We start from the raw sequence: 4631 nt of genomic DNA, 5'->3' as shown, positions 1-4631 counted from the left end.
CACGCCGACACAGTGGGCGCCCTGAACGTTCTACGGGCCGGGCTGGTCCGTCGCGAAGCCCAACCGGCATAGCGAGAAGCCACCCCCTTCAGGGGTGGAGGAGTCACGACGTCCTCTCTGCGCGGACCGGTCCGGGCCGATACGCCGCGCCCGGCTCCTTTCCGCCGTGCGTCCTTCAGCGTGCGGGGCCGGTGAACCTGTGGGGAAGGGCGCGTGGGGCGGAGCTCGGCGCACCTCGGTGCCCCCCCCGCACCACAACGGCTGGGCACCCGCCCGAGCACCCCGGGCCCTTCGTCTGGACCAAAACCGCTGACGAGGTGCTCGACGAAGTCGCTACCCACTGCCGCCGAATCTCCGGCTCGGGTCACTGGGAGCCTGTCCGGCCGGTCATGTTGCTCCTCGTGGTGGCGGTCCATGCGGCCGGCTTCTGGAGGAAGGCCGTGAAGTCCGCGTCGGACCAGTGCTCGATGGCCTTCCGTTCCTCGACCCGGTCGACTGTGGTCGCGGTGGAGGACGCGTACCCCGTCCGGACGGGGGGATGTCGAGGAACTGTCCGGTGTGGTGTCCGCCCAGGAGCCAGCGGGTCGCCACCTTGTCGCCCTCGGCGAGCTGGTCGAACACCGTGATGGTGAGGTCGCCGAACGCCGCGACCAGCCCCGCCGCTCGCGGCAAAGGACGGGGGCGTGGACGCGAGTGCCAGGGCGCCCCCGGCGAGAGCGCCGCCTACCAGCCCGCGTCGGCCGATGGGCTCCTTCATGTGCTGCCTCCCGGTGCTCTCGTCGAGGATCTCCCGCGCTTTCCCGGTGCGGGGCTGTGCCGATGACGTTGCGTCAGACGTTCTCGCCGCGGAGTATCTGCAGGAACCTGCCGAAGTTGCCTTCCGACCAGTGCTCGACGGACTGGCCGTCCACGACGCGGTCGATGGAGATGCCGCTGAGGTGGACCTCGCGGCCGGACGGGGGGATTCCCAGGATTGCCCCTGTGTGGACGCCGCCGAGGCTCCAGCGGGTGACCACCTTGGTGCCCTGCGCGATCTGGTCGAACACGTCCAGTCGGTAGCCGGTGAGCGACGCCTTCAGTTCGAGGTCTCCCGCGACCCAGGCCGAGCGTTCATTGGGGCCGTCGAACCCGTGGAGCACGAGGTCCCTCGAGATGTAGCGCTCGAAGCCGGCGGCCAGGTCCCCGTTGTAGCTGGCGTAGAACGCCGCGGCGACCTGTCGCGGCGAAAGGCGCGAGCCGGACGGGGCGCCGGGTGATCCCTGGCTCTGCGCCTCGGCCGGAGTGGCGACGGCGGCGAGGGCGGCGGCGGCGCCGAGCCCGGTGATGGTGCCGATCATCTTGCGCCGGCTGGCGGTGGGGGCGGATGCGGCCTCGGTGGGCCTCTTGGCGGTCATGTGAACTCCTGGTGGGTGAGTTGTCGGGGGCTTGGTGTCAGTGGGTGCGCAGCGGGGCGAGGGCGTCGGTCCAGGCGATGACCTGGTCGAGGGTGGCGGCGAGGGCGTCGTGCTGGGCGTCGATGGGCTTGAAGGTGCTGAAGTTCTCGAAGTCGTTGAAGAGGGAGAGCGCGACCTGGCAGCGCACGTCGGCCATCTGGAGTTCGCCGGCGATGAGGCGCAGGTGCTCCACGGCGCGGGTGCCGCCGGTCGCGCCGTAGCTGACGAAGCCGACGGCCTTGTTGTTCCACTCGGCGTAGAGGAAGTCGATGGCGTTCTTCAGCGCTCCGGGCACCGAGCGGTTGTACTCGGGTGTGACGATCACGAAGCCGTCGAAGGACGCGATCTTTTCCGCCCAGGCCTGGGTGTGCGGCTGGGTGTACTGGCCCATCGACGGGGGGTAGGCCTCGTCGAGCAGCGGGAGCTTGTGGTCCGCCAGGTCGACGAGTTCGAACTCGGCGTCGGTGCGCCGGGCGGCGCTCTCGTGCACCCAGCGGGCGACGGCCTCGCCGTTCCGTCCCGGGCGGGTGCTTCCGAGAATGATGCCGATCTTGGTCATGGTGGTCCTCTCCGTTCACTTGCCGAGCAGCCCGGCAGGTGCTTGCCTCGTCAAGTAATTTCTTGACGGGTGAAGTACACCCGAGAACTGCTTGACGCGTCAAGCACTTGACGGAGGTGCATCGATGGAGGCGTGGAGGCAGGATCGGTCCGCACTTCCCGCGGCTCCTTGACCTGTCAAGGAGTTAAGGTGAGGAAATGCCATCCGACCAGCAGTCATTGCAGCCTCTCGCCCCGAGCGAGGAGGCGTTCGTGCGTGAGCTGAGCCGCGTCATGCTGGCGCTGCCACGCGCGGTCGACGCCGACATCGTGCGCGAAGCCGGGCTTCCGCTTTCCGAGTACACGCCCCTGATGCATCTGTCCGAGGCGCCGGGGAAGGCGATGCGGATGAGCGAGCTCGCCGCCGCCTGCAGCATTTCCCTCAGCGGGATGACCCGCGTCGTCATCCGACTGGAGAAGCAGGGCTGGGTCGAGCGCGCCAAGTGCGCCCAGGACGGGCGTGGATGGAACGCCGCCCTGACCGACGCCGGCCTCGCCCGCCTCGAACAGGCCTGGCCGGCGTTTCTGGTCAGCGTGCGACGACACCTCGTCGACCACTTCGGCGGCCAGGACCTCACCCAACTCACCGCCACGCTCCAACGCGTCGCGACCTCCGAAGACGAACCCGGCTGATTCCCGGTCCGTCCGGCCGAGGCGGTTGAGGGCGGCCACCGGGACCGGGCGACCCGGAAGAAGACTCCGCACAAGACCTCGTGAAGACCTGGGAGAAGACCTGGGTGGGCCGTCTCGGACGTCGGTGCCGGGTCCTCGGCACCACCATGGTGGGCTCCGGGGCCGCCTGGGGACCCCGGACGACCAGCGTCCTGCACCTTCGGGCGTGGACGGCCAGCCACACCACGGTGGGCGCGTCGACCGGCTCGGCCGACCGGTGCGGATTCTTGGTGTCCAGCGGTGACACCGCTGGCCTTGACCTTGACCAGCACCTGGCCGGGGCCGGCATTGGGCTGCTCAATCTCGCTGAGGACCAGCGGAGTACCGAACTCCTGGAGGACCACTGCGCGCATGACTGCGCCCCTTTCCTGTCTTTGTGTCAGAAGGTGTGCCGGTGGACGAACTCGACCTTCAGCACTCTGGCGGGCCTGGGCGGTCCGGGACGCGCGCGATGCCAACAATCCACGCCTCTTCACCGGATCGCGAATCTGCCGTTCTAGTACTCCAGTGCGAGTTTGTGATCTGTGTGCTTCGATCGTGTCTCAGTGGGGGCCGCGACCGGCGGGTCACGTCCGGCGCCGGCGGCGCCAATAATGCACGGTGACTGCCAGCAGCAGCGGCCCCCAGAGGATGATGGGCGCGTAGCAGAGGTCCAGGACCACGACGGAGATGCCGTGGGGAGCGTCGGCGTCCGGATTGACGAACATGTTGTGGATCAGGCCCGCGGAGTACAGCATGACCAGGCCAGCTCCAACCAGGGCCGGGATCACTGCGGCCGGGACCGGCACTGGGCGGCCGCGCAGGCCCGGCACCCAGCGCGGCCAGGTCTCGCCCCAGGACTGCACCAGGCCGAGCGTCAGGAAGGCGAAGACCTCCGAGAACACCGTCAGGCCCACGATGTAGAGCGATCCCCAGCCGGGCACGTGGAGCGTCCTTTTGGCCTCCGGCCCGAAGCCCATCATCCAGCCCCAGGCCATCGGGAGCCGCCATAGGCTGGACGGCAGCGGCGTCAGGACCGCCAGGCGTGCTGCGTTGCGTGCCCAGCGCGGGACATCGGGCAGGGTCTGCAGTGTAGAGAACATCGGCATGTCGACGATCCTGGCCGCAGCGCCGGCCTCGGCGCATCGGCCTCCTGTCGGAGATGGATCACCCCAGGGGGAGCTGTCCTCTCCTCCTCGGGTCGCACACACCCGCCCGGCGGCCTGGACCGGATCGCCTAATAATCCTGCGCTGCTTCGCGATCTTGCACCGGGGCTGCCTGGGAACAGGAACGGCCACCGCGTCATCATCACGGGTTGTGTGGACTCATGATGATCGTGCGGTGGCCGCGGGCCGCAGCATAGACGCAGAGCGGTGGCGGGCGATGTTCGACCAGGCCATGTCCCGGATCGCGGGCAGGTTTCGCCGGGTCGAGCCTCGGGCGACGGCCCGCGCCTACCTGTTCGGACTGCTCTCCGGCGTTGAGCGGAAGAACTGCTGGCAGCTGGCCGAGCAGGCCGGCCACGCCCGTCCCGGGCCGATGCAACGCCTGCTGCGAACCGCCCGCTGGAACGCCGATGACGTCCGCGACGACGTCCGTGCCTACGTCGTCGAGCACCTCGGCGCCAATGACGGCGTGCTGATTGTCGACGAGACCGGGTTCCTGAAGAAGGGCCGCGGTTCGGCGGGCGTGCAGCGGCAGTACACCGGCACCGCCGGGAGCTGTATTTCAATAACTGCCTTACGCTTGCCGTCGGTCAGCAGCCCACGCAGGTAGACCTGCCCCCACCGCCGCTGGTCGTTGCGCGCGAACGGCTCGAACACCTCCGCCGCAAACGTCTCCAACTCACTACGCACCACCGCAATCTCGTCCGGAGTCACACTCCCTCAACGACACACCGAACCCGAAAGAAACGCACCACCACAGCCGACCTGACCAAGCACTACTAG

5 protein-coding genes and 2 pseudogenes are annotated in these 4631 nt (G+C 68.7%); 2 read left to right on the top strand and 5 right to left on the bottom strand.

Going from position 1 to position 4631, the window contains the following annotated elements:
- Positions 1-387: 387 nt before the first annotated feature.
- The 3 genes from ACZ7L9_RS37955 to ACZ7L9_RS37945 all read right to left on the bottom strand — a co-directional run bounded on the left by ACZ7L9_RS37955 (position 388) and on the right by ACZ7L9_RS37945 (position 1992).
- Positions 388-672 carry an ester cyclase gene (locus ACZ7L9_RS37955; protein WP_471422078.1) on the bottom strand — a complete coding sequence of 95 codons (285 nt, stop codon included), beginning with the start codon at positions 670-672 and terminating at the stop codon, positions 388-390.
- A gap of 158 nt (positions 673-830) precedes the next feature.
- On the bottom strand, positions 831-1394 hold the full coding sequence (locus ACZ7L9_RS37950; protein ID WP_471422077.1) for an ester cyclase: 564 nt from the start codon (positions 1392-1394) through the stop codon (positions 831-833).
- 37 nt (positions 1395-1431) lie between these two features.
- Entirely contained in the window at positions 1432-1992 is a 561-nt protein-coding gene (locus ACZ7L9_RS37945) for an NADPH-dependent FMN reductase (protein WP_471422076.1), read from the bottom strand.
- 197 nt (positions 1993-2189) lie between these two features.
- On the opposite strand from ACZ7L9_RS37945, the gene ACZ7L9_RS37940 reads away from it, so the two are divergent.
- Complete coding sequence (locus ACZ7L9_RS37940; protein ID WP_471422075.1) at positions 2190-2663, top strand: MarR family winged helix-turn-helix transcriptional regulator; 474 nt, start codon at positions 2190-2192, stop codon at positions 2661-2663.
- Positions 2664-3268: 605 nt separating this feature from the next.
- Here ACZ7L9_RS37940 and ACZ7L9_RS37935 read toward each other — a convergent pair.
- Positions 3269-3790, bottom strand: a complete 522-nt coding sequence (locus tag ACZ7L9_RS37935) for a hypothetical protein (protein ID WP_471422074.1) — start codon at positions 3788-3790, stop codon at positions 3269-3271.
- Between the two features lie 290 nt (positions 3791-4080).
- Between ACZ7L9_RS37935 and ACZ7L9_RS37930 the strand changes: the two are divergent.
- Positions 4081-4401 (top strand): annotated as a pseudogene (locus tag ACZ7L9_RS37930) (transposase); the annotation flags it as partial.
- Between the two features lie 14 nt (positions 4402-4415).
- Here ACZ7L9_RS37930 and ACZ7L9_RS37925 read toward each other — a convergent pair.
- Positions 4416-4562: pseudogene (locus ACZ7L9_RS37925) on the bottom strand (IS701 family transposase); the annotation flags it as partial.
- Positions 4563-4631: the final 69 nt, after the last annotated feature.

The organism is Streptomyces sp. NPDC111516 (assembly GCF_055635345.1).
This window is presented reverse-complemented; position numbering and strand designations above follow the sequence as displayed.

Bases quoted from the DNA above. Each gene is read 5' to 3' on its own strand.
- ACZ7L9_RS37950 (WP_471422077.1), bottom strand. From the start codon at position 1,394: ATGACCGCCAAGAGGCCCACCGAGGCCGCATCCGCCCCCACCGCCAGC.
- ACZ7L9_RS37945 (WP_471422076.1), bottom strand. From the start codon at position 1,992: ATGACCAAGATCGGCATCATTCTCGGAAGCACCCGCCCGGGACGGAAC.
- ACZ7L9_RS37940 (WP_471422075.1), top strand. From the start codon at position 2,190: ATGCCATCCGACCAGCAGTCATTGCAGCCTCTCGCCCCGAGCGAGGAG.
- ACZ7L9_RS37935 (WP_471422074.1), bottom strand. From the start codon at position 3,790: ATGCCGATGTTCTCTACACTGCAGACCCTGCCCGATGTCCCGCGCTGG.